26 protein-coding genes and 1 riboswitch are annotated in these 25,502 nt (G+C 65.9%); of the genes, 12 read left to right on the forward strand and 14 right to left on the reverse strand.

Annotated elements, in window-relative coordinates; translation table 11 throughout:
• The first annotated feature begins 224 nt into the window (after positions 1-224).
• A complete protein-coding gene (gene ppa / locus IG65_RS0124840; protein WP_030517366.1) occupies positions 225-716 on the forward strand; it encodes an inorganic diphosphatase in 492 nt (163 codons plus the stop codon).
• Between the two features lie 129 nt (positions 717-845).
• Here the strand turns inward: ppa and IG65_RS0124845 are convergent, their stop codons facing one another.
• A complete protein-coding gene (locus tag IG65_RS0124845; RefSeq protein WP_030517367.1) occupies positions 846-1,667 on the reverse strand; it encodes a crotonase/enoyl-CoA hydratase family protein in 822 nt (273 codons plus the stop codon).
• 185 nt (positions 1,668-1,852) lie between these two features.
• On the opposite strand from IG65_RS0124845, the gene IG65_RS0124850 reads away from it, so the two are divergent.
• Both IG65_RS0124850 and IG65_RS0124855 read left to right on the forward strand, forming a co-directional pair.
• Positions 1,853-2,317, forward strand: coding sequence for a flavin reductase family protein (locus tag IG65_RS0124850; protein ID WP_081879746.1), 465 nt, complete (start codon positions 1,853-1,855; stop codon positions 2,315-2,317).
• Positions 2,318-2,424: 107 nt separating this feature from the next.
• Positions 2,425-2,538: riboswitch (SAM riboswitch) on the forward strand.
• Positions 2,539-2,750: 212 nt separating this feature from the next.
• Positions 2,751-4,052 (forward strand): aminotransferase class V-fold PLP-dependent enzyme, encoded by a 1,302-nt coding sequence (locus IG65_RS0124855; protein ID WP_036525640.1) that lies wholly within the window; start codon positions 2,751-2,753, stop codon positions 4,050-4,052.
• 16 nt (positions 4,053-4,068) lie between these two features.
• On the opposite strand, the gene IG65_RS0124860 is transcribed toward IG65_RS0124855, so the two are convergent.
• The 4 genes from IG65_RS0124860 to IG65_RS0124875 form a co-directional block, all read right to left on the reverse strand.
• Positions 4,069-4,257 (reverse strand): hypothetical protein, encoded by a 189-nt coding sequence (locus IG65_RS0124860; protein ID WP_030517370.1) that lies wholly within the window; start codon positions 4,255-4,257, stop codon positions 4,069-4,071.
• 29 nt (positions 4,258-4,286) lie between these two features.
• The gene (locus tag IG65_RS0124865; protein WP_051756812.1) at positions 4,287-4,739 is read right to left on the reverse strand and encodes a DUF2752 domain-containing protein; all 453 of its coding nucleotides are present in this window, start codon (positions 4,737-4,739) and stop codon (positions 4,287-4,289) included.
• A 64-nt stretch (positions 4,740-4,803) separates the two neighbouring features.
• Complete coding sequence (locus IG65_RS0124870; RefSeq protein ID WP_030517372.1) at positions 4,804-5,181, reverse strand: glyoxalase superfamily protein; 378 nt, start codon at positions 5,179-5,181, stop codon at positions 4,804-4,806.
• 18 nt (positions 5,182-5,199) lie between these two features.
• Positions 5,200-5,823 carry a TetR/AcrR family transcriptional regulator gene (locus IG65_RS0124875; protein WP_156055755.1) on the reverse strand — a complete coding sequence of 208 codons (624 nt, stop codon included), beginning with the start codon at positions 5,821-5,823 and terminating at the stop codon, positions 5,200-5,202.
• Between the two features lie 99 nt (positions 5,824-5,922).
• Here IG65_RS0124875 and IG65_RS0124880 point away from each other — a divergent pair, with 99 nt between their 5' ends.
• Together IG65_RS0124880 and IG65_RS0124885 are read left to right on the forward strand one after the other, a co-directional pair.
• The gene (locus IG65_RS0124880) at positions 5,923-6,711 is read left to right on the forward strand and encodes an SDR family oxidoreductase (protein WP_030517374.1); all 789 of its coding nucleotides are present in this window, start codon (positions 5,923-5,925) and stop codon (positions 6,709-6,711) included.
• A 172-nt stretch (positions 6,712-6,883) separates the two neighbouring features.
• Entirely contained in the window at positions 6,884-7,399 is a 516-nt protein-coding gene (locus IG65_RS0124885; protein WP_051756816.1) for a L,D-transpeptidase, read from the forward strand.
• 34 nt (positions 7,400-7,433) lie between these two features.
• Here IG65_RS0124885 and IG65_RS0124890 read toward each other — a convergent pair whose 3' ends face one another.
• Both IG65_RS0124890 and IG65_RS0124895 read right to left on the reverse strand, forming a co-directional pair.
• Entirely contained in the window at positions 7,434-7,778 is a 345-nt protein-coding gene (locus IG65_RS0124890; protein WP_030517376.1) for a YrdB family protein, read from the reverse strand.
• Between the two features lie 237 nt (positions 7,779-8,015).
• On the reverse strand, positions 8,016-8,378 hold the full coding sequence (locus IG65_RS0124895; RefSeq protein ID WP_030517377.1) for a metalloregulator ArsR/SmtB family transcription factor: 363 nt from the start codon (positions 8,376-8,378) through the stop codon (positions 8,016-8,018).
• A 94-nt stretch (positions 8,379-8,472) separates the two neighbouring features.
• On the opposite strand from IG65_RS0124895, the gene IG65_RS0124900 reads away from it, so the two are divergent.
• Positions 8,473-10,431, forward strand: a complete 1,959-nt coding sequence (locus tag IG65_RS0124900) for a heavy metal translocating P-type ATPase (RefSeq protein ID WP_030517378.1) — start codon at positions 8,473-8,475, stop codon at positions 10,429-10,431.
• Between the two features lie 162 nt (positions 10,432-10,593).
• Positions 10,594-11,451 carry a cyclopropane mycolic acid synthase family methyltransferase gene (locus IG65_RS0124905; RefSeq protein ID WP_030517379.1) on the forward strand — a complete coding sequence of 286 codons (858 nt, stop codon included), beginning with the start codon at positions 10,594-10,596 and terminating at the stop codon, positions 11,449-11,451.
• Positions 11,452-11,580: 129 nt separating this feature from the next.
• Here IG65_RS0124905 and IG65_RS38635 read toward each other — a convergent pair whose 3' ends face one another.
• The 3 genes from IG65_RS38635 to IG65_RS0124920 form a co-directional block, all read right to left on the reverse strand.
• The gene (locus IG65_RS38635) at positions 11,581-11,736 is read right to left on the reverse strand and encodes a DUF6131 family protein (protein ID WP_167356738.1); all 156 of its coding nucleotides are present in this window, start codon (positions 11,734-11,736) and stop codon (positions 11,581-11,583) included.
• A 290-nt stretch (positions 11,737-12,026) separates the two neighbouring features.
• Complete coding sequence (locus tag IG65_RS0124915) at positions 12,027-14,429, reverse strand: serine/threonine-protein kinase (RefSeq protein ID WP_051756818.1); 2,403 nt, start codon at positions 14,427-14,429, stop codon at positions 12,027-12,029.
• 212 nt (positions 14,430-14,641) lie between these two features.
• The gene (locus tag IG65_RS0124920; RefSeq protein ID WP_156055756.1) at positions 14,642-17,296 is read right to left on the reverse strand and encodes an FHA domain-containing protein; all 2,655 of its coding nucleotides are present in this window, start codon (positions 17,294-17,296) and stop codon (positions 14,642-14,644) included.
• A gap of 575 nt (positions 17,297-17,871) precedes the next feature.
• Here IG65_RS0124920 and IG65_RS0124925 point away from each other — a divergent pair.
• The 3 genes from IG65_RS0124925 to IG65_RS0124930 all read left to right on the forward strand — a co-directional run bounded on the left by IG65_RS0124925 (position 17,872) and on the right by IG65_RS0124930 (position 21,042).
• Entirely contained in the window at positions 17,872-18,582 is a 711-nt protein-coding gene (locus IG65_RS0124925) for a hypothetical protein (protein ID WP_197039910.1), read from the forward strand.
• Positions 18,557-19,684, forward strand: a complete 1,128-nt coding sequence (locus tag IG65_RS37090) for an ImmA/IrrE family metallo-endopeptidase (protein WP_231509407.1) — start codon at positions 18,557-18,559, stop codon at positions 19,682-19,684. The genes IG65_RS0124925 and IG65_RS37090 overlap by 26 nt, the downstream gene beginning before the upstream one ends.
• Positions 19,685-20,067: 383 nt before the next feature.
• Positions 20,068-21,042: an HNH endonuclease signature motif containing protein gene (locus IG65_RS0124930; RefSeq protein ID WP_081879742.1), complete on the forward strand. Its 975-nt coding sequence runs from the start codon at positions 20,068-20,070 to the stop codon at positions 21,040-21,042.
• A gap of 247 nt (positions 21,043-21,289) precedes the next feature.
• On the opposite strand, the gene IG65_RS37955 is transcribed toward IG65_RS0124930, so the two are convergent.
• From IG65_RS37955 to IG65_RS37095, 4 genes are all read right to left on the reverse strand, one after another.
• The gene (locus IG65_RS37955) at positions 21,290-21,463 is read right to left on the reverse strand and encodes a hypothetical protein (RefSeq protein ID WP_156055757.1); all 174 of its coding nucleotides are present in this window, start codon (positions 21,461-21,463) and stop codon (positions 21,290-21,292) included.
• A gap of 644 nt (positions 21,464-22,107) precedes the next feature.
• Positions 22,108-22,587, reverse strand: a complete 480-nt coding sequence (locus IG65_RS0124940) for a GntR family transcriptional regulator (RefSeq protein WP_231509405.1) — start codon at positions 22,585-22,587, stop codon at positions 22,108-22,110.
• Positions 22,588-22,610: 23 nt separating this feature from the next.
• Complete coding sequence (locus tag IG65_RS0124945; RefSeq protein WP_030517385.1) at positions 22,611-23,966, reverse strand: hypothetical protein; 1,356 nt, start codon at positions 23,964-23,966, stop codon at positions 22,611-22,613.
• 224 nt (positions 23,967-24,190) lie between these two features.
• Entirely contained in the window at positions 24,191-24,550 is a 360-nt protein-coding gene (locus tag IG65_RS37095) for a GntR family transcriptional regulator (RefSeq protein WP_231509406.1), read from the reverse strand.
• A 161-nt stretch (positions 24,551-24,711) separates the two neighbouring features.
• Between IG65_RS37095 and IG65_RS0124955 the strand changes: the two genes are divergently transcribed.
• On the forward strand, positions 24,712-25,173 hold the full coding sequence (locus IG65_RS0124955) for a hypothetical protein (protein ID WP_030517387.1): 462 nt from the start codon (positions 24,712-24,714) through the stop codon (positions 25,171-25,173).
• Positions 25,174-25,179: 6 nt separating this feature from the next.
• The gene (locus tag IG65_RS0124960; protein WP_156055758.1) at positions 25,180-25,422 is read left to right on the forward strand and encodes a hypothetical protein; all 243 of its coding nucleotides are present in this window, start codon (positions 25,180-25,182) and stop codon (positions 25,420-25,422) included.
• Positions 25,423-25,502 lie beyond the last annotated feature (80 nt).

The raw sequence follows: 25,502 nt of genomic DNA on the forward strand, positions 1-25,502 counted from the left end.
CTCGACCTACCACGTGACAGCTGTCTCCCTATTCACCCGTGTGAGGCGGACGCTCCCTGCCGCACCCATGCGCGCATCGACCACACTATCCTCACCTCGCCGGCGTTCCACCGAACGAGCTGGCGAGTCGGCAGGCCACCGAACCGGTCGGCGAGTCGGCCGCGGCACACGCCGGCGAGCAGCCGTACCGCATCAACGCATACGCATCGGACGAAGGAGATTACGTGGAGTTCGACGTCACCATCGAGATCCCCAAGGGGCAGCGCAACAAGTACGAGGTCGACCACGAGACGGGTCGGGTGCGGCTGGACCGCTACCTCTACACCCCGATGGTCTACCCGGCCGACTACGGCTACATCGAGAACACCCTGGGGTCCGACGGCGACCCGCTGGACTGCCTGGTGCTGCTGCCCGAGTCGGTGTTCCCCGGCGTGATCGTCGAGGCCCGTCCGGTGGGTGTGCTGCTGATGAGCGACGAGGCCGGCGGCGACGAGAAGGTCGTCGCGGTTCCGGCCGGTGACAAGCGCTGGGATCACATCCAGGACGTCAACGACATCCCGGAGTTCGAGCGCAAGGCCATCGAGCACTTCTTCGAGCACTACAAGGACCTCGAGCCCGGCAAGTGGGTCAAGGTCGACGGCTGGGACGGCCGGGCCAAGGCCGAGACTCTCGCCGATGAGGCGTTCAAGCGGCTGCAGGAGCAGGGCGGGCACTGAGTGCCGCCGGCGACCCGCGCCGCCGGGCCGCCGGGCATCCCTACCGAGCGAGGGCGCTCGCGGGCGTATGCGTCCCGCGGGCGCTCTCGCCGATTCGGCAGCCGTGTCGGCAGGCCGCCGGCTCGAGCGCTACTTGCCCTGGAAGTTCGGCTTGCGCTTCTCGAAGACGGCCTGGATCGCCTCGGTCAGATCCTCCGAGGGCAGGAAGGCCGCGTTCCACGCCGACACGTACCGCAGCCCGTCGGCCACCTTGCCGGCCTTGGGCTGATCGAGCACGTCCTTGATGCCCTGCACGACCAGCGGCGGATTCGCGGCGATCTCCTCCGCCAGTGTGTGCGCGGCGGCCAGTACCGCCTCCTGGTCCGGGTAGACGTCGTTGATCAGGCCGATCTTCTCCGCGCGCGCGGCGTCGATGTCCTTGCCGGTGTAGGCGAGCTCGCGCACATGGCCCTCGCCGATGATGCCCGGCAACCGGTGCAGCGACCCGATGTCGGCGACGATGGCGACCTTGGCCTCGCGCAGGCTGAAGCTGGCCTCCGCGCTGGCCAGACGGATATCCGCGGCGGCGATCAGATCGAGTCCGCCGCCCACGCACCAGCCGGAGATCGCGGCGATCACGGGTTTGCGGCAGTCGGCGACCGCGGTCACCGAGGCCTGCATGCGCCGGATCTCGTAGAGGAAATCTGTGCGCGGTGCGGCCAGGGCCTTTTCGGCCAGCAGCGGACCGAAGGTCGGGCTCATCGCGGGCAGATCGAGACCGTAGGAGAAGTGCTTACCGGAACCGGTGAGCACGATCGCGCGGATCTCCGGGTCGGCGTCCAGCTCGCCGAAGATCAGCGGCAACTCGCTCCAGAAATCCGGGCCCATGGCATTGCCCTTGCCGGGTCCGGTCAGCGTCACTCGCGCGACGTGACCGGTGCGCTCGACGTCGAAAGCCTTCCAATCACTCATTCGTACAGCGTATCGGGGCAGTTCGGCGGCACCGGAACAGCGGTCGGGATTGCGGGAGAGCGGGCACGACGTAGGTTGGAAGCGTGAGCAGTTCCCAGCGACCCGACGCCGAGCTGGCCGATCTCGAACCCGAGCATCTCCGACCTCAGCACGACGGCGTCACCGCAGCGCAGTACCGAGCCGCCATGCGCCACTACCCCGCGGGAGTGACGATCGTCACCCTGAGCCGGCCGGAACGCCCGGTGGGATTCACCGCCACCTCCTTCGCCTCGCTGTCGCTGGATCCGCCGTTGATCTCGTTCAACATCGCGCACACCTCCTCGTCCATCGACGCGATGACCGAGGCCGATTCGGTCGTCGTGCACTTCCTCGGCGAACATCAACAGCATCTGGCACAGCGGTTTTCGCGCGCCGCCGAACAGCGTTTCGCCGACCCGGAGTTGTGGTCGACGCTCGACACGGGCGAGCCGGTGCTGCACGGCACCCCGATCTGGGTGCGCGCCACGGTGCACCGGTTGATCCCCATCGGCGACCACACTCTGGTCGTCGGACTGGTCACCCGCGTACACGACGACACCGTTGGCGAACCGATGCGCAACCCGCTGCTGTACTACAACGGCACCTATCATCGCCCGGCCGGATTGGACTGAGCCACAAGCTGTTTCACGCATCTCACGATTGCCGGGCGGCGCGGCGCACCTTCTCGCCGGATGTCGGCGCTTGACAATGCCCGGCGAATTCTGCCAATCTCGGCTCAGGTCACGAGTACCAGCGTCAAGCCCCGGCTAGCTGGTCGGCAACCCTCCTCCGCGGTGGGGTGCTCCGGGTGACGACCTGGCCGCTGCTCGACCGAGCACGGCAAGCGCGGACTCCGATCACCCTCCACATCCGGAGTCCCTGAACAAAGGGATCGTCCCGATGCGTACTGCTGTCTCGACAATTGCCGCCGCCACCGCCGAAACCGTTGTCCCGGAACAGGTTTGCTCTCACCGAGGCTGCGCCTCCCGCTCCGGCACCGCCTGCACCTGCTCGGCGTCGGACTGCGCCGGCAATGGCACCCGTTCCTGCCGCACCGGTGAACCGATCGCGCGGGTCTCCGGGTGCGATCTACGAGTTCCGTTGGTACAGGGCGGTTTCCGTACCTACGCCAACTTCGACTACGCCGCCGGCGCCCCCGCCCTGGCCCAGGTCACCGACCGTGTGAACGAGCTGCTCCCCTATTACGCCAGCGTGCACCGCGGCGCCGGATACGCCTCCCGCATCAGCACCGACTGCTACGAGGCGGCACGGGTTTCGGTGGCCCGGGCGGTGAACTGCGCCGACGACCAGGTCGTGGTGTTCACCCGCAACACCACCGACTCGCTGAATCTGCTGGCCTGCTGCGTTCCCGGCGACACTGTGGTGCTCGATATCGAGCATCACGCGAACTTCCTGCCCTGGACGCGCCGCGGCCGCCGGGTGGTCCCCGCCGCCGAGACGATCGCGGAGACGCTGCACCGGATCGAGGCCGAGCTGTGCGCCGAACCGGCTGCGCTGCTTGCGATTACGGGGGCGTCGAATGTGACCGGCGAGGTGCTGCCGCTGGCGGAACTGACCGCGCTCGCCCATCGGCACGGCGCCCGCATCCTGGTCGATGCCGCGCAGCTGGCCCCGCACCGCCGAATCGACCTGCAGGCGTTCGCGGAATCCGGCGGAACCGGCATCGACTATCTGGCCTTCTCCGGGCACAAGCTGTACGCGCCCTTCGGCGCCGGTGTGCTGGTGGGTCGGCGGGACTGGCTGGACGCGGCCCCGCCGTATCTGGCGGGGGGCGGAGCGGTCACCGCCGTCACCACCGAACAGGCGCACTGGGCGCCCGCACCGCAGCGGCACGAGGCGGGATCACCGAACGTCTTGGGCGCGGCGGCCGTCGCGGCGGCCTGCGAAACGTTGAGCGCTCTCGACGAACAAGCCGTGGTCGAGCACGAACACCACCTGATTCGCCGCCTGCGCGACGGACTGGAAACCGTTGCGGGAGTGCGGCAATTGCGAATCTTCTCCGACAGCGCCGACGGTGTGGGCATCGTGGCGTTCACCGTCGACGGGTTCGAGCCCGGACGCGTCGCGGCGTATCTGTCGGCCGAGTTCGGCATCGGCGTCCGCGACGGGCGATTCTGCGCTCATCCACTGTTGCACCGGCTGGGCGTCGACGGCGCGGTGCGCGCGAGCGTCGGCCTGGGCACGTCGGTCGCGGATGTGGATCGACTGCTCGAGGCGCTGCGTCGATTGGTTCGAGACGGCGCTGCGTGGAACTACACGTATGCGGGCGGACAGTGGTCGCCCCTGCCGGAGACCCGGCCGGGTTTGACCGAGGCGGCGCACGGCGCGGCGCCGTGCACACTCTGATCCAGCGCGATCCGATTCACGGCACCAGGTAGCGGGCGGCCAATTCCTCGATCAGCGGATCGCCGTCGGGAACGGACTCGATGGCCTCGAGGTCCTTCTCGATCGCGATCTGGCGCGGGTCGTCCTGCTCGGGGTCCGGCGCGCCGTCCTCGTTCAATTGGCGCAGCATCTTCTCGCGCACCCGAGCCTTCAGTGAATCAGCGATTTCCTGGGTCATGCTTCCAGCATGCCCGCCTAGACCGGGGCCAACCAGGTACCCCAGGGGGTGTTGCGGGCGAGGGTGAACACCACGAGCAGCCCGATCAACCACCATTGCGCCTGGCCACGAAGGGTGAACGGAAAGGCGGTGTCGGCTCTGCCGTGCCAGCGGCCCAGGGCCCACCGTCCCCACCACAGTGCGAGGGTGAGCAGCAGCGGAAGCACGAAGACATTGCTGTGCAGCGCGTCGAGCACCCGTCCTTCGGTGAGATTGTGCACAGCGCGCAATCCACCGCATCCCGGGCACCACCATCCGGTCAGCGCGTAGAACGGACAGATCCCGTACGCCCCCGGGCTGTGCGGATCGCGGAAGTGCAGCACCGTAGCCGCGGCGATCACCGCACCGGCCGCCAGCAGCGGCCCGCCCTGAGTACGCCATCCGGTGCGCGGCACCGACCGTTCGCCGGGCAGCTCTCGCGCGATATCCACAGTGTTCACGGTAATCGGCGGTACGGGTGAGCCGCCAGCCGTCACCCCGCCGCCGGATGTCGGTTCAGGCCGGTTGCGCGAATCGCAGGATGTTGCCGAACGGGTCGGTCACGGCGAAACCCCGGCCGCCGGGGCCGTCGTCCGGGCGCCCGGGTTTGGCGAACCGGTATTCCGCCGCGGCCAACTCGGATTGCCAGGCGTCGATATCGTCCACAGCGATCCACACCACCGATCCCGGAGTGCCGTCGCCGTGATGCTCACTGAGATGCAGCCGGGCCGCCGCGCGCGAAACCTGCGCGTACAGCGGGAAATTCGCGCCGAACCGATGCTCCCAGTCCACGGTGAAACCCAGGAAGTCCCGGTAGAACTCGTAGGCCAGGCCGACGTCGTAGATCCGCAATACCGGTATCGGAGCGGCGAATCCGATCGCGTCGATGTGCATGGCCCGATCGTCACATATTCACCGGGCCCGCGTCGTGACCGGCGCGGTGAGAGTGCCGGCGAGCATATCGATGACCTGGTCCCAGGCCTCGCGGTCGTCGGCGGCGATCCGGCCCGCCTCGACGGCCCGTTCGTGGTCGGCCAGCAGCGCGAACAGCACCGTGGTGAGACTGCGCAGCCGGCGATGCCGCAAGCGTGGTGGCAGGTCCGAGAGCGCGCGGTCCAGCCCACCCACGATCACCCGCACCGAGGTCCGCTCGGCGCTGTCCAGATTGGCCGCGTCCGACACCGCCGGATGGGTGCGGATCTGTTCGAGAAACCTTGCGTAATACGAATTCTCGTTCCGCGCCCCCAGTTCGAACATGGGGATGACCAGCGCGTCGAGCAGCGTGTGCACATCGTCGCCGGTCGCGGCCGGCCGCTGCGCCAGCAACTCCAGCCGGCGCACCTCCAGGGTCGCCAGCCGCTGCTGCACCACGGCCTCGACGAGTCCGTCGCGCGAGCCGAAGTGATAGGGGATCGCCGAGTTGTTGCGCTGCCCGGCCGCGGCGGCGATATCGCGCAGCGGGACCAGATATCCCCGCTCGGCGATCAACCGTTCCCCCGCCATCATCAACCGCTCCCGGGCACTTACTGCTTCCACCCTGAGTACGATACGTCCTACCAGCGAATTGAGTACTAGTCCTTGACAGTTAAGAACTAATTCTTAACACTGCGAGGACACCCAACGAGAGGACTAGCGATGATCCTGGACAAATTCCGACTCGACGGCCGGGTCGCCGTCGTCACCGGCGCCGGCCGCGGTATCGGCGCCGCCACCGCCCTCGCCCTGGCCGAGGCGGGCGCCGATGTGGCGATCGCCGCGCGCACGCAGTCACAACTGGACGCGGTCGCCGAGCAGATCCGCGCGACGGGCCGGCGCGCCCTCGCCGTGGCCTGCGATCTATCGGACCTCGACGCCGTCACGGCACTGGCCGACGCCGCCGCCACGGAGTTCGGCCGCATCGACATCGTGGTCAACAATGTCGGCGGCACCATGCCGAACACCTTCCTGACCACCTCGCCGGAATTCCTCGAAGAGGCCTTCCGCTTCAACGTCTCGACCGCGCACGCCCTCACCCGCGCGGCGGTTCCGCACATGCTCGCCGGCCAGGGCGGCTCGGTGGTCAACATCTCCTCGATGATGGGCCGGGCGCCCGGGCGCGGCTTCCTCGCCTACGGCACGGCCAAGGCGGCGCTCGTGCACTGGACCCGGCTGGCCGCCGCGGATCTGTCGCCGCGGATCCGGGTCAACGCCATCGCGGTTGGTTCGGTGCTGACCTCCGCACTCGAGGTCGTGGCACAGAATCCCGAGGTCAAGGCGAAGATGGAGGCGGATACGCCGCTGCATCGGCTGGGTGATCCGACCGATATCGCGGCCGGCATCGTCTACCTCTGCTCGCCCGCGGGCAGCTATATCACCGGCAAGATTCTGGAGATCGACGGCGGTATCGCCGCACCCAACCTGGAACTCGGCCTGCCCGATTTGTGATAACAACGCGGATTCTTCCGTACCATCTGCGCGCTCGGCAGGTCACAATGATCAACTATGCACTGTGATCGAGCACACATCGGTCGCCTACGGTGCCGTCCCAGCTTGTCGACGAATGTGCCCGCCGCCCGGCCCGGCCGGACAGCGGGCCGGGTAGAGAGGTCGGACGCATATGAACTGCACGAGCATCACCCGATGGACGATCCGAGCGGCGGCCGCGACGGCGATCGCGGCCGCCGGATTCGCTGTCACGCTGCCCGCGGGCGCCGACCCGGTGTGGCCCGGCGGCCCCGACATCCCCGGCATTCCGCAACTCGTACCCTCCCCGCCGGGCCAGATCTCGGCGCCCTGTTCGGCCGCGGCGCGCGCGTGCCTGCGGCTGTCGACCAACGAGGGCTGGCTGATGGACAACGGCCGCGTGGTCTACGGCCCGACCCCCATCTCGCACGGGCGGCCCGGGTATGAGACACCGCCCGGCACCTTCCACGTCGCGTTCAAGGAGCCGTACCACTGGAGCACCATGCACAACGCCGAAATGCGTTGGGCCGTCTTCTTCAACGGCGATATCGCCACCCACATCGGACCGATCGAGGAGCAGTCCCACGGCTGCATCCGGATGACGCCCGAAGGCGCCAAGGCCTTCTACGACTACGTCAATCCGGGCGACGTCTTCGAAGTCGTGCCGTGACCGTACGCGCCGGCCCGGATTCCGGGTCGGCGCGCTACGAATTCAGGTGGCCCAGTTTGATCGCCAGCAGATTCGCGATCACAATGCCCGCGAAAACGACCGCGGCCACCCGGTGCCCCAGCCCCCACAGCGCGGCCGCGGCGCCTCCGAACACCACGATCTTGGTGATCACCGCGAGCAGCGGAATATCGAAACTCGCCTTCGGCGCCGCGAACATTCCCCACACCACCGCGGCGGCCAACGGGATGCCCAGCGCCAGAACGACTTTCACCACGGTGTTGTCGCCGACGCGCCAGCCCCACAGTCCCAGCACCACCAGCGCGCCCACCTCCGCGGCGAACGCGACGGTCAGATTGGCCCACTTCCACAGCTCCTGCATGACTGCCCTCTCGCTAACTTGAGAGCAGCGCTCTCTAATAAGAGCAGTGTGCGCTAGAGCGGAGGCGTTGTCAACCGTTGGGGATTGCCGCACGCGACGGCGCTGGGAGAGCAGGCCCGCCGGGGAGATCGCAGGATCGACCCAATGCGCGAGCGAGACCGTCGAAGCGCCGAAATCGACGGGCGCAGACAAGGAAAGCCGGCGAATACACCGGATCACTGTGCCGAGAAGACGTTCTCAGCCGGCCGTTCGCGGTCGATCGGACAGGCCGAGACGCAGATGCTCGCTGTGATACACCGCCTCGTCGAGCAACTGCGCGACGTGCGTGTCGTACAGGCTGTAGACGATGCTGCGCCCGGCGCGGGTTCCGGTGACGAGCCCGAGGTTGCGCAGCAGACGGAGCTGATGAGAGACGGCGGACTGCTCCATCCCCACCGCCTCGGCGAGCTCGGAGACGGGCCGCGACCCCTGGCGCAATTCACTGAGGATCAGCAGCCGGCTTGGCGTGGCCAGGGCTTGCAGGGTGGTCGCCACATGCGCGGCGGACTCACCGTCCAGCCGGGCGATCGGCCGATCGCGGCCCTCGACGCCATGTCCCATAACGGTGAAGTTTAGCCGACCAGGTATACATGAAGACCTCTTCACGTGTTCTGTTATTCTCAGGTTGCCCGCTCCCGATCCTCGGAGGTTTTTCGTGTCAGCACCGGCCGCCACGCGTCCCGCCGCGCTCACGGCGATACCCGCGCGGCGGACCCGGCTGTTCGCACTTCCCGAAATCCGTTGGGCCGCAGCGGCTCTCCTGCTCTTCGCGATCGGCTCGGTGGCCCGGATCCTGCACACACCCCCCGAGGTGTGGTGGTCGCTCTATCTGGCCTGCTACCTCGCCGGCGGCTGGGAACCCGCCCTGGCCGGAGTGCGCGCCCTGCGCGAAAGGACGCTGGACGTCGATCTACTGATGGTGGTGGCCGCGATCGGCGCCGCCGCGATCGGGCAGGTCACCGACGGCGCGCTGCTGATCGTCATCTTCGCCACCTCGGGCGCGCTGGAGGCGTTCGCGACCGCGCGCACCGAGGATTCGGTGCGCGGACTGCTCGATCTGGCACCCGACACCGCCACCCGAATCGACGACGGTGTCGAAACGATCGTCAGGGCAGCCGATCTCGCGGTCGGCGATGTGATCCTGGTCCGCCCGGGCGATCGCATCGCGGCCGACGGCACGGTCGTCGCGGGCGCGAGCGAAGTCGATCAGGCAACCATCACCGGTGAGCCCATGCCGGTCGACAAATCGCCCGGTGACGACGTGTTCGCCGGAACCTCGAACGGCACCGGTGTCCTGCGGGTGCGGGTCGGTCGCCGCGCCGAGGACTCCGTCGTGGCCCGGATCGCCGCCCTGGTCGAACAGGCCGGCCGGACGAAGGCGCGGGCGCAGCTGTTCATCGAGAAGATCGAGCAGCGTTATTCGGTGGGCATGGTCGCGGTGACGCTCGCGGTCTTCGCCGTGCCACTGTTCTTCGGTGCGGCGCTGCGGGATTCGCTGCTTCGCGCCATGACGTTCATGATCGTCGCCTCGCCGTGCGCGGTGGTGCTGTCCACCATGCCGCCCCTGCTCGCCGCGATCGCCAATGCCGGCCGGCACGGCGTCCTCGTGAAATCGGCGGTCGTGATGGAACGTCTGGGCAGCACCACCCGCGTGGCCTTCGACAAGACCGGCACGCTCACCCGCGGCGTGCCCGAACTCACCGACATCCGTGTGCTGCCCGATTGCCCGGGCACGGCGGAGGAGGTCCTGCGCTGGGCCGCTGGTGCGGAATATTCCAGCGAGCATCCGCTGGCCACCGCGGTCGTCCGGGCCGGTCGCGAGCGCGGACTCACGCTGCCGTCCGTCGAGGACTTCAGCGCACAGCCCGGACGCGGGGTCACCGCCACGGTGGACGGTCACCGCATCGGGGTGGGATCGCCTGCTGCGCTCTTGGATTCGGCCGACGCCGCTGCCGCGGCAGTCGTCGCCGAGATACAGAACGCGGGGCACACCGCTGTGATCGTGCGGCGCGATCGCCGAACCATCGCGATTCTCGGCATCACCGATCAGACGCGCCCCGAAGCAGCGGATACCGTCGACGCTCTGACCGAAATCACCGGAGCCGCACCGGTGCTGCTCACCGGCGACAATCTCGCCGCCGCCCGGCAGCTCGGCGCCCGCCTCGGACTCACCGACATCCGGGCCGACCTGCTGCCGGAAGGTAAGGTCGCCGCGATCGCGGAACTGGAAGCCGCGGGCGACCGCGTCACCGCCGTGGGCGACGGTATCAACGACGCACCCGCGCTCGCCGCCGCCCACGCCGGAATCGCCATGGGCGGCAACGGGTCCGACCTCACCCTGCACACCGCGGACGCGGTCGTCATCCGCGACGACCTGACCACCGTCCCCGCGGTCATCGCCCTGTCCCGTCGCGCGCGCCGCGTCGTGATCGCCAACCTGATCATCGCCGCGATATTCATCGCCGTCCTGATCACCTGGGATCTCGTCGGCCACCTTCCGCTACCACTGGGCGTCGCCGGTCACGAAGGTTCCACCGTCATCGTCGGACTCAACGGTCTGCGCCTGCTGCGCGGCCACGCCTGGGAGAGCGGGACGGCACGCCGGGCCGATTGACGGCTTCGCCGGGCTCGGCCGATCCGCCGATCGCGCCACCCCACCGCAGCGAGAGGTGCATACTGGTCGAGCGCGCATGGTGCGGCGGGCGGGGCGAACCCACCGCCGGGGTATCTCGTTTCAGAGGCAGAACGTTCCCGAAACCGACCACCAGAGGTCACCATGACCGATCTGTCACCGTTCTACGCCGACGTGCAGGCCCACTACGACCTGTCCGACGATTTCTTCGCTCTCTTCCTGGATCCCACGCGCACCTACAGTTGCGCGTATTTCCGCGAACCGGACCTCACCCTGGAACAGGCACAGCTCGCCAAGATCGACCTGTCGCTCGGCAAATGCGATCTGCATCCGGGCATGACGCTGCTCGACATCGGCTGCGGCTGGGGCTCCACCATGATGCGCGCCGTCGAGAAATACGGCGTGCGCGTGATCGGCCTGACGCTGAGCCGCAACCAGTACGAGCACGTGCGCGACCTGCTGGACGGCCTGCCGCCCGGCACCGGTGAGGTGTACCTGCGCGGCTGGGAGGAATTCGACCAGCCGGTCGACCGGATCGTCTCGATCGGAGCCTTCGAACACTTCCGGCGCGAACGCTACGACGCGTTCTTCGACCGCTGCCACGACCTGCTGCCCCCGGACGGCCGCATGATGCTGCACACCATCATCGGCTTCCACCGCCACCAACTGCGTGAGATGGGCATCCCCGTCACCCACGAATATCTGGCATTCAGCAAGTTCGTCATCGACGAGATCTTCCCCGGCGGCCAACTCCCGCAGCCCCAGTGGATCGGCGAATACGCCGAACGGGCCGGCTTCACCCTCCACGACGTCCAATCCCTGCAACCGCACTACGCCCACACCCTCGACCTCTGGGCCCAGGCCCTCCGCGACCACCGCCCCGAAGCCATCGCCCTGACCTCCCCCACCGTCTACGACCGCTACGTCCGCTACCTCACCGGCTGCGCAGACCTGTTCCGCGACGGCTACATCGACGTCCGCCAGCACATCCTGCTGGCATAACGGTCCCGCCACCGAACTCTGCTGCTTCGGTGAGTGCGCGCGGTAGATGCAAAACCGCCCCGGAAAGCGTTTCCGGGGCGGTCGCGTGGTCACACCGCTACCGCGCGTAGTCCGCGGCGGCCGAGTGCGCTAGAAGTAGTGCGCGCGGCCGGCCACCGGGCGCCCCAGCGCTCCCATCAGAGCCAGCACGGCCCCCACGACCAGCGCGATGATGCCCAACGTCCACAGGATCGGAATCCCGAGCAGGAAACCGAGAACCAGAAGGACAACCCCGAGAGTGATCACAGCAATCTCCTCACTTTCGCTCACCTCGCACCGATCCGGCGACCGGCTGCGATCAGCGGTGGCTCGAAACATCCGATACCCGGATATCCGGGAGTGAAACGAACTCTCTTCACCGGATGGATGAGCTGCTGTACAGGGCGCAGAAGAGGCGATGCAGCAATCGCTTCGCGCGGCGTCCGACGACGAACGGAGTCGTCGGCGCGCCGCTTCCTTCCGATAAGGGAAGGAACTCGGAGGTGCCACCGCCGCCACCGCGGATTAACCGCGGTCCGATCCGATATCCATGAAACTCATGGCCGACCGGCAGCCTCCTGATGTTCAGGATCCACCACTCGCTCCAGTGCGCGCAGATCGGCCTCGAGCGCCCGGAACAGCACATAGGCGACCACGAAGGCGACGATGGACCCCACGCACAACACCCGCACGGCGTCGATGACCTTCGGAGTATCGCTCACCGGCAGGAATGTCACCCCGGCCACCGCCAGCAGTGGCACCGACGCCGCCACCGCGAGATATCCGTTGCAGCGGCGATCGAGCCGGCGCAGTTGCACCGCATCCTCGGGGTTGACGTCGCCGTGCCGAAGAAACAGCGGGTAGACGCAGCGGACCAAGTAGAACGTCACCAGGAAGAACGGATATGCCACCGCCATCGCGCCGCACACCAGCAGCCCGCCCAAGAAGTGCACGATCGCCTGTCCGGTGAGCTCGTGGGTCGCGAAGTGCAGCACGAGCGGGAACAGAATCGCCGCCAGGCTCCAGAGCGAGAACGCCACCACCACACACCGATCACCGAACAGCAGGGCATCGGATCTGGCTCGGGCGAGTATCCGGGAGTCATATTCGCGTCCGCGCCGCATACCGCGCGGAACGGTGAGTAGATAGCGCGACAAGTACATCACGGTCAAGACGCCCACCGGGAAGAAGACCGCGTTCACCGTGATGGTGAAAATCCACCATGTCTGTTGGGCGGGCACACTCATCCGGTCGATGATCAGGTTTCGATTGTGCACCGTATTGTACACGGCCGCAAGCGCATTCGGGGTGCCATAGGCCAGCACCACCAGCGGCACCATCCACCTCCGCGCCCGGAAACGCCAGCTCGTGGGTGCCGGGTCCACCAGTTCGCGGGCCCGCGCGTCCAGGCACAGTTCGAACTGCTGGGCCAGTTCGTTGCCGTTGGACCATCGCTTGTCACGCGTGGGCGCCAGACAGGTCAGCAACACCCTGCACAGTGCCGCCGGACAATCGGGCGGAACCCGTTGCAGCGCAGCAGAATCCACACCAGCACGACGACGTGCGAGCATCGCCCCCAGCGCGGTGGAGTCGCTGCGCTCACCCGCGGTGCTGTCGTCGAACGGCTTGGCACCGGTCAGCAGCTCCCACAGCACCACACCCAGCGAGTAGATGTCGGAACGGGTATCCAGATCGTCGGCGGAACGGCGGTAGCCGGGATGGCAGGCCTCCAACTGTTCCGGCGACATGTACGACAGCGACCCACCGAAGTACGCCACCGGATTGGCGCCGGCCACCTCGCGGCTGAAACTGATGTTGAAATCGGCGAGTTTCGGCACCGCCTCCGCGGTGAGCAGCACGTTCGCCGGTTTGACGTCGCGATGCAGCACGCCGTGCTCGTCGGCGTAGGCCAGCGCCTCGGCGAGCCGGCGGCCCAGCCAGGCCACGGTTTCCGGCCACGACAGCGCCGCGATCTCGGCGCGCACGCTGGAATCGGTCGGGCGGATCTCACCCTTCTCCTCCATCGCGGCGTCGACCGCGGCCAGCAGCAACCGACCGCTGCGCTGGTCGGCAGGGGTGGACCGGACCCGGCGCAACAGACCCAGCAGGGTGCCACCGGGCAGAAACTGCATGTACAGCAGCCGCAGTCGGCGGCTGCGGGAATCGCCGTGCGGGTCCAGTTCGCCCAGCAGCCGCTGGTCGAAGACCCGGACGATGTAGTCGTGGTCGAGCTGGGCCAGCGTCTGCGGTTCGGTGCCGCGGTCGGCGGAGATCTTCACCGCCACCAGCCGCTGCAACGAGCGCTGCCGGGCCAGGAACACCCGCGCGAAGGCTCCGCTACCCAGCCCGGTGAGCAGATCGAAATCATCGATGCAATCGCCTACCCGGATGCTGTCCAGCCGAGCGACCTGCGATCCCGTCGTCTCCTGTTCGGCGAACAGGTGGCCCGTGGTGCGGGTGCCCTCGGGGGCGACCATGGTCGAGGCGATGGCAGTCGGGTCCGCACCGGCGCGTTGAGTGCTGCGATCCTCGTCGTCGGCATTGAGCAACTCGCTCAGCTCGGGCGCTTGCGCGGGATATTCGCGCAGATATTCGCGCGGATCGACCCGCTCGCCGCTGTGCCGGCGGATCACGAACTCCTCATAGACCAGGCTGGCCGGAACGCGGTCCGGCGACAGCTCGGCGAATTCCGCGCAGTAGTTCCGCAGCAGCTTGCGGGGCGGCTCGGGTCCGCCGGACGGTGTGAGCGCGGGCCGGCGCAGCCAGCGCTGGCGCAGGTCGACGCGGATCAGTTCGATCAACGCGTCCAAGCGCAAGGTCTCTGCGTCGGGCAGGTAATCGCTGATGGCCGGGGCCGGGGCAGCCGATTCCCACGCGGCTGCGAAGGCGGCCACCGCGCCGGATTCGAGTCCGGCCGTTGATCGTCCGAAGCCGCTGTCTGAGCCGGAGCCGTCGGTCATATCCGCTCCTGTCGAATCCGAACCGTACACTGGCCGGTCGGTGAAGCGCTGGATGCAATCCGCACACCCAACACCATCATCCCCGAGAGGCGGTCCGATCGAGGAGAAATCGCACGGCTACATCCGGTCGGCCCCCGGGGCGCCAAGGCCTTCTACGACTACATCAAGCCGGGCGACGTCTTCGAGGTCGTGACGTAATCGGTTCGTCGGCGTCAAATCCGTGCGGGGCGGGCGCCGCGCCGCCGTGGACGCAGCTGATACAGCCGGTATCCGGCCAGCGCGAGGAAGACGGCCCCCAGGCCGGCGACGACCCCCATGTCGAGCAGCCACGTGCCCAGGGTATGTCGCCACAGCGGGTCGGGTGCGCCATTGTGCGGCGACAGGGTGTCCAGGTCGAGGGTGGACGCTGCCGCAGCGTAGCCCCAGCGGGACGGCGACAGGTAGGACAGCTGTTCCAGAACAGGGGTGCCGGGCAGCCGTACCAAACCGCCGGTGAACACCAGTTGCGCCATGGACAGCACAATCAGCAGTGGCAGCGTCTTCTCCGATGTGTTGACCGACACCGAGACCAGCAAGCCCAACGCCAGCGAGGCGATGCCGAGTATCGCCATCGCCAGGATCAACTCCAGCGGGACCGAGGTGAATACGCCTTTCGCCGGCATGCTCACCCCGATGGTGCCGATCAAGAACAGCACCGCCGCCTGCACGATGGTGATCAAGCCCAAGACCAGGAGCTTCGACATCAGGTAGACCCCTGCGGACAGTCCGGCCGCGCGTTCTCTGCGGTAGATCGTCTGCTCCTTGACGATCTCGCGAATCGAGTTGCCGGTGCCGATGAAACAGGCACCGAATATCAAGATCATGAGCTTGGTGGGGGCATCGGTGTTTGTTCCGGGCGCCCCGGCGAAACCCTCGCCCGACGGCACCGCGGCGATCAAGCCACCGAGAATCAGCGGCATCACGCCGAGCAGCGCCAGGTAACTTCGGTCCGAGGCGATGACCGCCAGGTATCGCCGGCACACCGTACTGAGCTGGCTGAGCTTGGACTGCGACGCGGGCGGGGGTGCCGGTGCGTGTACGTCCGCCGGGCCGACATCGTCGGTCGGCCCGACCGCCACGTACTGCTCGAAGCGTGGCGATTCCCGGAATTCAGCAGCCCAGTCGCGGTCCTCCTCGCGCTCGAAGGACTGAAACACCTCGGCCCAACTGCGCTGCCCGAACTGCTGCAACCCCTCCGCGGGCGGTCCGTAATAGGCCAGCCGACCGCCGGGTACCAGCACGAGGAGGCGGTCGCAGGAATCGAGGTTCGCGACACTATGGGTGACGACGATCACGGTGCGCCCGTCGTGGGCCAGTTCGGACAGCATATCCATGACCGTCTTGTCCAGGCCCGGGTCGAGGCCGGAGGTCGGCTCGTCGAGGAACAGCAGAGACGGTTTGGTCAGCAACTCCAGTGCGACGCTCACCCGTTTGCGCTGGCCACCGGAGAGCCTATCGATGCGGGTGTCGGCATGCCGGGCCAAGCCGAGCTCGGCGAGGACCTCGTCGACCCGCTGCTCGCGCTCCTCGGGGCGCGTGTCACCGGGGAAGCGCAGTTCGGCCGCGTACAGTAGCGCGCGCCGCGTCGGAAGTTGGCTGTGCAGGATGTCTTCTTGCGGAACCAGTCCGATGCGGTGGCGGAGTTCGTCGTAGTCGGTGTAGAGGTCGCGTCCGTCGTAACGAACCGTCCCCTCTGTCGCCGGACGCAACCCGGTCACCGCGCCGAGCAACGTCGATTTGCCCGCTCCACTGGGTCCGATGACCCCGACGAGCGAGCGCTGCGGAATCGGGAAGCTCACCTCGTCGAGGAGAACCTTGCCTTCCGGTGTCCGCACGATGAGGTTCTGCACCGAGACCGACACGTCACCGGTGTCGACGTACTCCCGCAGTTCGTCGCCGACCAGCCGGTAGGTGGTGTGCCCCATGCCGATCAAGTCGGATTCGGACAGGTCCGCCGAATCGACCCGGGCGCCGTTGACGTAGGTGCCGTTGTGGCTGTCGAGGTCGACGACCCGATACCCGCCTGCGCCGGTCACCCGCAGTTCGGCGTGATGACGGGAAACCATGAGGTCGGGCACGACGATGTCGTTGTCGGAGGCCCGCCCGATCCGGAGGGTGTCCGAGACGATCCGGACGACCGCGGTGGGATGAGCCGTCGGAGGCGACGACCGCGCAACCCGCCGGGGGCGGCCCCCCGGATGGACCGTCGTCATCGTGGCTTCATCATCGAGCTGGTAGCCGGGATCGGGGACGAGCATCGTGTCGCCGCCGATATCGCCGGACGACTCGCCGCCGTGCTGTCCTTTTTGCCCCTCCACCGAACAGGCCAACTGCTCGCCGTTCACGGCGTGACCGAGCTGGAACGTCTCGTCATGATCGATCAGCATCCGATCGACGCGCTGACCGTCGAAAAAGGTGCCGTTGAGGCTGTGCGCGTCCTCGATTTCCCAACCGTCCGACCCGCGCTCCAAGACGGCGTGCACGGAAGATACCCGCGGATCGGTCACCACGATGTCGGCTGCCAGATCGCGGCCGACATTGTATGAACCTCCCGCGCGCAGCCGATAGACGCGCTCTCGCGTCTGCACCACAAGAACGGGCGCCTCGGGAAATTCTGTGGAGGACTGATCATCCGCCATAACGGGAGTATACGACTTGAAACGCCCTACCGCCGTAAAAGCCGGCGACCGGAAATTCCCTAGCAGTGTCCGCTCTGCTCCATTCTCGCGCCGCCCTAACCCGCGCTGACCAGCGAGAACGACCTGCGAGTGGAGAGCCACCACCACCCGGCAGCCGCTGACGAGGCAGTGCAGCCGCTGCACCGGCACCCGACCGAACCAGCCGCGGAAATCACCGTGACGGGATCGGTAATACCAATTCGATCGAACCTGAGCAGAATGTCGAAGCTGAATATTCCCATTGATTCATCGCGCCGGAATTCCGACACATCCCATATTTTTCCCACAGCCGTGACCGCGCTACGCGTCTTCCACCTGCTCGGCCGGTGTCGGTCCCAGAAGCGCCCGCAGGCAGGTCGAACGCGGGATCCATACCTTCGAACGTCACCACGAGCCCCGCTGTACCAAGGCGCCCACCACGCTGCTGCCGATGCGCTCGATCGTGCTGTCAGCGGAACGCGCTGACCTGCGACGTCAGCCGAATTAGTTGGGAATTAGCTGTGATTGCGGCCCCTCGGGGGCCGAATCATGGGAGCCGGAAACCGGCTCTACCAGGAAGTATGGAGCCGCCTGGGGGAATCGAACCCCCGACCTTTTCATTACGAGGGTCGTGACACAGCGCTGAGCAGCACCAATGGTTCTGGCGCGGTCTTGTCGCGAAGGTTTTGGTTGCCGGTCGTTGTCGTCAGCGTTGTCGTCAACCGGTGTCGTCACCGTCGCTCTGTGTGCAACGCGACAAAATCCATGGTCGAACATCCGTGCGACTTAACTTTTCGGCTGATAATATCTTCGCCATGATTAAGGAACACGTGGAGCGGGTTCGTACAGCACTCTCCGATCTGTGCGAACCGCTTCATGACACCTTCGCTTGGGCCGAGCAGACACGGCTGGAGAAGTTCCCTGAGCTAGAGGGCGACGACCTCTATCGGTGGTTTGCCACCCACACCATCCGGGCGCTAGCTCATTACAAGCTGCGCGAGGCGACACCCGGCACTCTTGGCTCATGGATCTTGAGCGGCAATCACGCCCAGAACGGCGCTCTATGGCTGACTGATGGGAGCTATCGGTTGCGCCTGTTGCATGCCCATGTTGACGACCACATCCCTCCTCCGGGCACCAACGGAGCGCGCAAGGCCTACTACAGCAACCCATCGCTGCCGCCTCAGATGCCTATAGAAGGAGAGGCAAACGATCGACTCCTTGGCATCTGGCTTATACACCCAGAGTCGAAGGCACCGACCTTCCGCATCGTCCGTACTATTGGCGCCTGGAAGTACGGTGAGAAAGCCAAGGCTGACCTTGACTTCGTGCTCCCGGAGACCGCTGAAGAGCTGTCCGAGCTGGAGTTCTTGCCTACTGACGAAGGCTTGGATCTGTGGATGCCCGACGCGGGGGAAGAGGAAGGTGGTGATGATGCTCCCGGCCTCTCCGGGTGAACGGCTACGTGCGTTACGTGAACTATTCGGGTTCACACAGAAGCAGTTGTCCGACATGACAGGCCTGGGCCAGACGTGGGTCTCCGATGTGGAGACCCAATCTCGCGATGCCACCGACGCTGAGCTAGAGCTGATCGCAAACGTGACCGGCACCCCCGTCAGCTTCTTCCATGTCGAGTCGAGCTCAATCCCCTTGGATTCGCTACGGTTTCGGAAGCTATCCGGCGCGAGCAAAACCATGACGCGCCGGATTCATCGTTGGTACGGCGAGAGCTATCGAGTGTCGGACGGCTTGATCAGCGAGAGCAAGTACCCGGTCGCGGATCTGCCGTTCGTCAGCAAGGAATCGCTCTCTGATGAGGAAATCAATGAGATCGCCGACCAAACGAGAGAAGCACTGCGATTAGCGCCAAATGCTCCGATCCCACACCTGACGCGAGCACTTGAGCGCGCTGGGGTTGCGGTTGCGCCGCTAGTTCCTTCCCAAATCGATGGCGACGAAGCGCCTGTTGGTGGCGGGCATTTTGGAGCTTCGTACTGGGGAGGCTTGGGATCCATCGGGCTCGTAGGCTTTTTTCCCGGTACTCACGGAGACCGGCAACGCTTCACGATTGCGCACGAAGTTGGGCACATGGTGCTGCACACCTTCCGTCCGCGAGCTGTAGACCCCGAAGATGAGGCGAACAAGTTCGCGGCGGCGCTACTCGTTCCGCAGTCTCGAGCAGTCGACATCCTCTCCGACAAAACGAATCTGACGGACTACGCCAGAATCAAGGCGACTTGGGGCGTCTCGATTCAAGCTCTGATCATGCGAGCGGCCGCCCTCGATCTGATTAGCGACAGCCGCAAGAGATCACTTTTCGTTCAGCTATCGGCTAAGGGCTGGCGAAAGGAAGAGCCCGTGGAAGTGGGCAATGAGAGCCCACTGCTGTTGTGGACTCTCCTCAGCCGACGGTTCGGACATCGGCCATACAGAGCCGCTGCGGAGCCTCTAGCTATTCCCCCTGCTGTCTTGCGATCAGTCGTACCCACTCCTCATGAGAATTCCGGTCGCAGACAGCCAGGCGGTTCCGTCTACAAGATCGGATCTGGCCCCAGCTGAACCCCTCGACCTTGCGTGTTGCTTCTGCCTTGGCGTCTTTCAGCAGCGACGCACAGCCAGAGGATGCCCACACGTGGCCCTGGTTGTGGTCGGGATGCGTACATGGGTGGGCTGGCTTCCGCCTGCCCGCTATGGCCTGCCCTTCTCGCGTAGAGGCTCCGGGGTCAAGGGTGGGCGGATGCCCATCAGCGAAGCTGACGCCGTAGGCGCCCTTGAGGCTGGAGGGGCGCGGGATCACAATGCAGGCCGGCCACAACCAGGGCCACGCGGCCGGAGGTCGCGCAACTACCCCCGGATCGGTCGGTACGTGTCGGAGGGTGTGCCCATACTGATCCTGTGCCGGCCGCGTGGGGTGCGCGGCTTCTGAGTCGTTATGGGGAGTTGTGGCGAAGAAGGATGTGGCGTCGTTGCCCGACGCGAAGGATCGCCAGGCGTGGTTGGTGATGTCCAAGGCGGCGTATCGCCGGTTGGGTGGCGGCGACAAGTACGATGACGACCCTTCGCGCCGATATAGCTGGGACAGTACGGTTCCCAACCATCGCAACGTCCGTCCTGGCGACATCGTGGTGTTGTGGGACGAGATTGAGTCGTTGGGTGCGTCGGTCATCGAGAAGATCACGACCGGCCGAGCGGTGAAGCGTCGCGGTCGATGCACGAACGCGAAATGCCGAACGACGAACTACGAAGCGCGCAAAACGATGCGCCCCATCTTCCGCTGCGGTAGGTGCGGCAACCTCTTCGACGATCCGGACTTCGAAGACGTCGATGTCGAGACCTTCCGTTCCGACCACGGACAAGCCTGGGTGGATCTGGCCGGCGACTTCACCGCGAAGGAACTTCGAGCGTTCTGTGACAAACCGAAGTCGCAGAACAGTTTCCGGGCGTTGGACTGGGCCGCGTTCCGAGCCGCGGCGATAGGAGTGGCTGGCGCGGACGTGTTTGGCCCGCTCGACGCGGTGGCGAAGCAGATCCAGGGCGGTCACACCACACGGCCGACCCGGGTACGGCTCGGGCAAAAAGAATTCCGCAAAAGCTTGCTGGCCAAGTACAAGGCGCGGTGTGCGTTCACCGGGGACCTGCCCGAGACGGTGTTGGACGCCTGCCACCTGTACAGCTACGCCAAGGTTGGCAAGCATCATGAGCACGGCGGGATCCTGCTGCGCCGGGACCTGCACACGCTGTTCGACCGCGGGGAGATCGCCGTCGACGGCAACGACTTGATCGACGTCTCCGACGGATACCGCGGTTTCGCGACCTACGGCGAGTTGCACGGCAAGCCACTCACGATCCCGATCACTCCGGAGCAGCGGACATGGTTCGAACTGCACTGGACCGCCCACCGCAAGGAAGACAGCTGACCCAGCGTGAGTCGGGGGCCGGCACTCCTTCTATCTATAGATATAAGGCGAATTCGGCAGCGCGCGAACTGAAACCGTGGCGGTGACCCGATGCGGACGGAAGGACCGTCGTCCGCACCGGGTGACCGGTGTCCCGGTGTGACCAGCACCGGGGTGATCGGCCGGAGTCGACGTCGTTGGCGACTCACTCACCGGCGGCGCTGCCGGTGGCCGAAGCGGTGGGAAGGGGGCCGGAGCCCCCTCCGGGTCACTCGTAGGCGGCTGCGGGGTCGTAGGCGTCGGCGGCGGCCTGGCTGGCGAGGTCCTGGAGGTGGTGCGGCCGGCAGCGGTAGGTGGTGCGTCCGAACAGAGCGGGCTGGATTTCGGTGGTGGGGGCGTCGCAACCGCGGATTCCGCAGATGTAAGTGGTGGTGGTGCTCATCGGGAGGTCCTTCCTCGTTGCTGTGGTCGATCTGGGCTTGTCCAGACCATCGGTGTGGGGTGCGGAAAAGGGTGGGCGAATGCCCATCAGCGAAGCTGACGCGAATGCGCCCTTTGGAGTGCCCTAGGCCGGTGGTATGCCTTCGGCAGATCGTCCATAGCAATGGGGAAGGATCGGTGAGCGCCGAAACCTGCTGGTGCGGAACCGAACTGCGCCGGCACCATTACCGGAATCCTGGTGAGCTTCCTCGGGGATCGGCTACCGGTGGTGACCACAGCCGGTTGACTGGGCTGGTTGCCGGTGCCTTCGGTCCCGACTGCGGGAGGCCAGGTCGGGTACGGCTGACGTCGCGCCCAGCACTGCCTCGGTTGTTCGATGCAGGAAGTGAGCCAGTCAGGTACCTAGGCGTAGCGCGCTCGGGGTGCCGCCGACGCACCGACGCGCCCGCCGGACCGCAGCCTGCCGGAGGTCCGGCGGCTGCGCGGCGAAGTGCGGCGGCGGCGACAGTGGACAACGCCGTGCGATCGCCGAGAGGTGGACACAGGCGAGAATGCGCAACTTGCTGGCAAAGGTGTATGGCCGACCGCAACTGGTGCGGAGGGATCGGCTACGCAGCGCAGCCGATAAGAAGGGTGCTTACCGAGCTATTGCCGCGGCTTCCGAAGCTGGCTGATCCGTCCTCTGGTGAGCCCAAGCTGTTCGGCGATGTCGGCGTATAAGACACCTGCGGCGTGTGCGTCCTCGATGGCGGTCTGTCGAATCTCGACCAGTTGAGCGATCAGTATTTGATACTCGCTGATCAGGTCGCCAGCGGTCCTTGCGCGGATGACGGCATCCGATATCGCCCGAATCTTGGCGAGCGCATCCGTCCCGTCTGGCGTGTCACCATGGGACTGGGGTCTGGAGACAATCCGTGCCGATCGGTCCTTGCTCACGATATAGCCTTGCGCAGCAAGCACATTCATTGCTTGCGTGACGGTTGCGCTGCTCGCTCCCCATTCGCCTGCGAGTTCGCGTGTAGAGGGGAGAGGCTGACCATACCGAAGATTGCCAGCCTCGATATCAGAACGGATGGCGTCGGCTATGCGCTGTGCCGCAGGCTTTTTGCGTGATGGGGTGTCCACAATCCGAGGATATGGGGACAGTCCTACGCAGCCAGTCCTAGCAACTCGGCTGCCTGCCGATTGAAATCCTGCACAGCTGGCACTGAGTCGTACGGCTTCAAAGTCCGCTGGAGATCGGTGACCGCTTGCAGACTTCGAGAGGAGTTGACCGTGGTCGTAAGTTTCACAACGTTTACCGCGTGATGCGCTGCGGCCTCTACCTCGTTGCGCTGCAAGAAAGCGGAGGCTACGGCAGCCTGGCTCAGGCTGCCGCGGCGAGCACGGCGCTGGTCAAGACACTCCTGAATCGACAAACCGGCGAAACGATCAATCTCGTCGGGCTGGTTGAGGTCGCGGAAGCAATACGCTGCTTCGCCGTAGAAGTAGGCGCGATCGATGAAGCGCGCCCACTCGGGCTCGTTGTCGGCTTCGATCTTCTCGAAGTTCGCTTCGGCTCGGGCCACCGCCTTTGTCGTGCCCCTTGCATCGCCGAGACGTGCTAGCGCCCGCGCTTCCAGGATGCTGAGGTCGGCGTAGCATGCCGCCGAGTCCTGCGGGGCGATCCCGTGCAGCCCTGCACGTGCGAGGGCAACGGCTTCGTGAGAGTGTCCAAGGAGGTTGGCTTGGTCTGACATCCCTGCCAAGACGTGGGCTCCGAGAACGCGGTTTCCTGCGGCCTGAGACAGGCGCAATGCCTGAATGAGATACCTCTGAGCAACCCCGTGCTCTCCGTCGTCGTAAGCCATCCAGCCGATCAGGTACGCCTGCTCTGCCGCCGCATCGTAGAGAGCCGCCTGAACGGCTGGTTGGTGTTGGCTGCGGATGAGCGGAATTACGGTGGTGTTCATGTAATTCACCAACGCGGCGCGTGCATGACCGCCGCCCCGCATGACGTCCATCTCTTGGAACAGGGCGAACATGTCCCGAATACCGGAGACCTGGTGCATACCGATGACCCGAGGTCCGCGCTCGCTGCTCACTTCTTCAAAGCTGGCCAAGAGCCAATCTCTGCTGGGTGCGGCAAGTGCAGCGAGAATGAATGGGGCGGCGAACTCGCCAGCGGTGTAGGCGGTTCCAAGATCATTAAGCGTCTCAAGGGTCGCGTCGGGGTCCGGCGAGTACAGGAGACTACGAGAGGCGAGGGAACTGGAGTCTTCCATACCGATCTCGGCTGGACGGACGCGCCGGCCAAGCTTCTCGGACAGCGCGCGGCAGATCAGGCTGGGGGTGCTTCCTCGTGGCTTCTGACCTTGCTTCACCCATCGACCTACCGCCGTGTAGTCGTAGCGGAGCGCTTCGCCCTCGTCGGCACCCAGGGCATTCACTCGCTTGGCGAGCCCTGCCCATGACATGCCTGCCTGAACGATCAGGTCTCTGAGAGCCTTGTTCTGCTCGGCCACTACAGTCACCCCACTTCCCGAGACGACATCTCGATCCGCCGCTGATGATACGCGGCCGGTGTGACCTGCACGGGTCGCGCATGGGGGCGCGCGAATTCACATGGTCTTTCACATGGTTCGCTGCCATACCCACCCGAGATTTGCTATTCGCATGAATAACAGCGGTGGGAGACGGGCGGAGATCGAGGCGCGACTTGCGATCACCGAAGCCCGACTGGCGGGGCTTACTGCGAGGCTTGGCCGTCTCGAAAACCTTCAAGAGCTGCCAGCCGACTCTCGAACTCATCGAGCCGAGTCATGATTCGGTCGATTCGGGCGAGTACCGCATCGTCATCGCCGGCGGCTTCCTCGTCATCCGGTTTCACGCGGAAGAACGTCCCGCGCCCCTGCCAGGCGACAACAAGTCCCTCGTTGCGCAAGACATCGATCGCTGCTCGCGCCGTTTCGCGGGCTACACCCCACTCGTCAGCGAGCTTGGGCGCAGATGGCAGTTGCCCGCCTGGCGTGTACCTGCTGCGCAGATCATCCGCGATCCGCAGGTATACGGGCCGCAGATCATCCGGGTCTTTCAGCTCGCCAGGCACGGGGCCAGTGTACTCACCTGCCTAGCTACGGGGGTGTAGGAAGTCGTTACCTAGACAGGTATAGACAAGACTAGGTAGGTCCAGTAACGTCGAAGGCATCAAGCAGCGAGACGAAGCGCTCCGAGCTTGAAAAACCAACCGACGCAAGAGGAGTGAGTGCAATGGCTTTGAAGGATGTTTGGTTCACCCCGGAGTTTCACGAGGCGTTTCCGATGGGCCTCTACCTGCTGGGCGAGATTTCCGCGGTGACGGAGTTCAGCCAGGACCGCAACGCGCCGAAGCGTCACAAGATCGACCTGGACAAGGACGGCAACGGCACCGGTAAGCGGATGTGGAAGGGCACCTTCATGGACCCGTCCGGCGGCAACGCCAGGCAGGCCGGTTTCGACATCGTGTTCGTCTCCGATGTGCAGCCCGTCCCGGCCGCTCCGGAGCTCGCTCCCGGTTTCACCCCGGTCGAGTTGGAGGGCTTGCAGATCAAGCCGAAGGTCGCCGGCACCGGTGAGTACAAGTCGCTGGGTTTCAACATCCGCGCGACCGGCATCAAGGGCGACAACTCCGGCGCCAAGCGTCCCCCGAACAACGTCGGGGCCTCGCGTCCGGCCGACGAGAAGGCGGCGTGACCGGCTATGTCGCACATGATGATTACTCGTTCGGGCTGGGATGGCGTGGCGGTTGAGTACTGTCCCGCCCGCCGGATCGACGGCATCGACGTCAAGGCCGGTGTGTCGGTTGAGTTGACCCTCGATACCGGTGCTGCGGCGTTGGTGTTCTCGATCGAGGATGCTCGCACGGTGTCGGCGGCTCTGTCGCAGATTCTGATGCTGCACGATGCGGCTGAGCGGCTGGCGGATGAGAAGGCCGTGGCGTGATGTTCACGGCTGAGCGGGGAATGCGTGCGGCGCGGGTGTTCGCGGTCCTGGTGATCGTGGGCGTCGGTGCCGCCGCGTTC

The sequence above is a fragment of the Nocardia sp. NRRL WC-3656 genome, assembly GCF_000720265.1.
Classification (GTDB): Bacteria; Actinomycetota; Actinomycetes; order Mycobacteriales; family Mycobacteriaceae; genus Nocardia; species Nocardia nova.

Excerpts from the sequence above, each read along its gene's own strand:
- IG65_RS0124880 (WP_030517374.1), top strand. The coding sequence starts at position 5,923 with ATGATCCTGGACAAATTCCGACTCGACGGCCGGGTCGCCGTCGTCACC.
- IG65_RS37955 (WP_156055757.1), bottom strand. The coding sequence starts at position 21,463 with ATGAGCACCACCACCACTTACATCTGCGGAATCCGCGGTTGCGACGCC.
- IG65_RS37090 (WP_231509407.1), top strand. The coding sequence starts at position 18,557 with ATGATGCTCCCGGCCTCTCCGGGTGAACGGCTACGTGCGTTACGTGAA.
- IG65_RS0124845 (WP_030517367.1), bottom strand. The coding sequence starts at position 1,667 with ATGAGTGATTGGAAGGCTTTCGACGTCGAGCGCACCGGTCACGTCGCG.
- IG65_RS0124870 (WP_030517372.1), bottom strand. The coding sequence starts at position 5,181 with ATGCACATCGACGCGATCGGATTCGCCGCTCCGATACCGGTATTGCGG.
- IG65_RS0124895 (WP_030517377.1), bottom strand. The coding sequence starts at position 8,378 with ATGGGACATGGCGTCGAGGGCCGCGATCGGCCGATCGCCCGGCTGGAC.
- IG65_RS0124850 (WP_081879746.1), top strand. The coding sequence starts at position 1,853 with ATGCGCCACTACCCCGCGGGAGTGACGATCGTCACCCTGAGCCGGCCG.
- IG65_RS0124890 (WP_030517376.1), bottom strand. The coding sequence starts at position 7,778 with ATGCAGGAGCTGTGGAAGTGGGCCAATCTGACCGTCGCGTTCGCCGCG.
- IG65_RS0124955 (WP_030517387.1), top strand. The coding sequence starts at position 24,712 with ATGGCTTTGAAGGATGTTTGGTTCACCCCGGAGTTTCACGAGGCGTTT.
- IG65_RS0124960 (WP_156055758.1), top strand. The coding sequence starts at position 25,180 with ATGTCGCACATGATGATTACTCGTTCGGGCTGGGATGGCGTGGCGGTT.
- IG65_RS0124915 (WP_051756818.1), bottom strand. The coding sequence starts at position 14,429 with ATGACCGACGGCTCCGGCTCAGACAGCGGCTTCGGACGATCAACGGCC.
- IG65_RS0124905 (WP_030517379.1), top strand. The coding sequence starts at position 10,594 with ATGACCGATCTGTCACCGTTCTACGCCGACGTGCAGGCCCACTACGAC.
- IG65_RS0124885 (WP_051756816.1), top strand. The coding sequence starts at position 6,884 with ATGAACTGCACGAGCATCACCCGATGGACGATCCGAGCGGCGGCCGCG.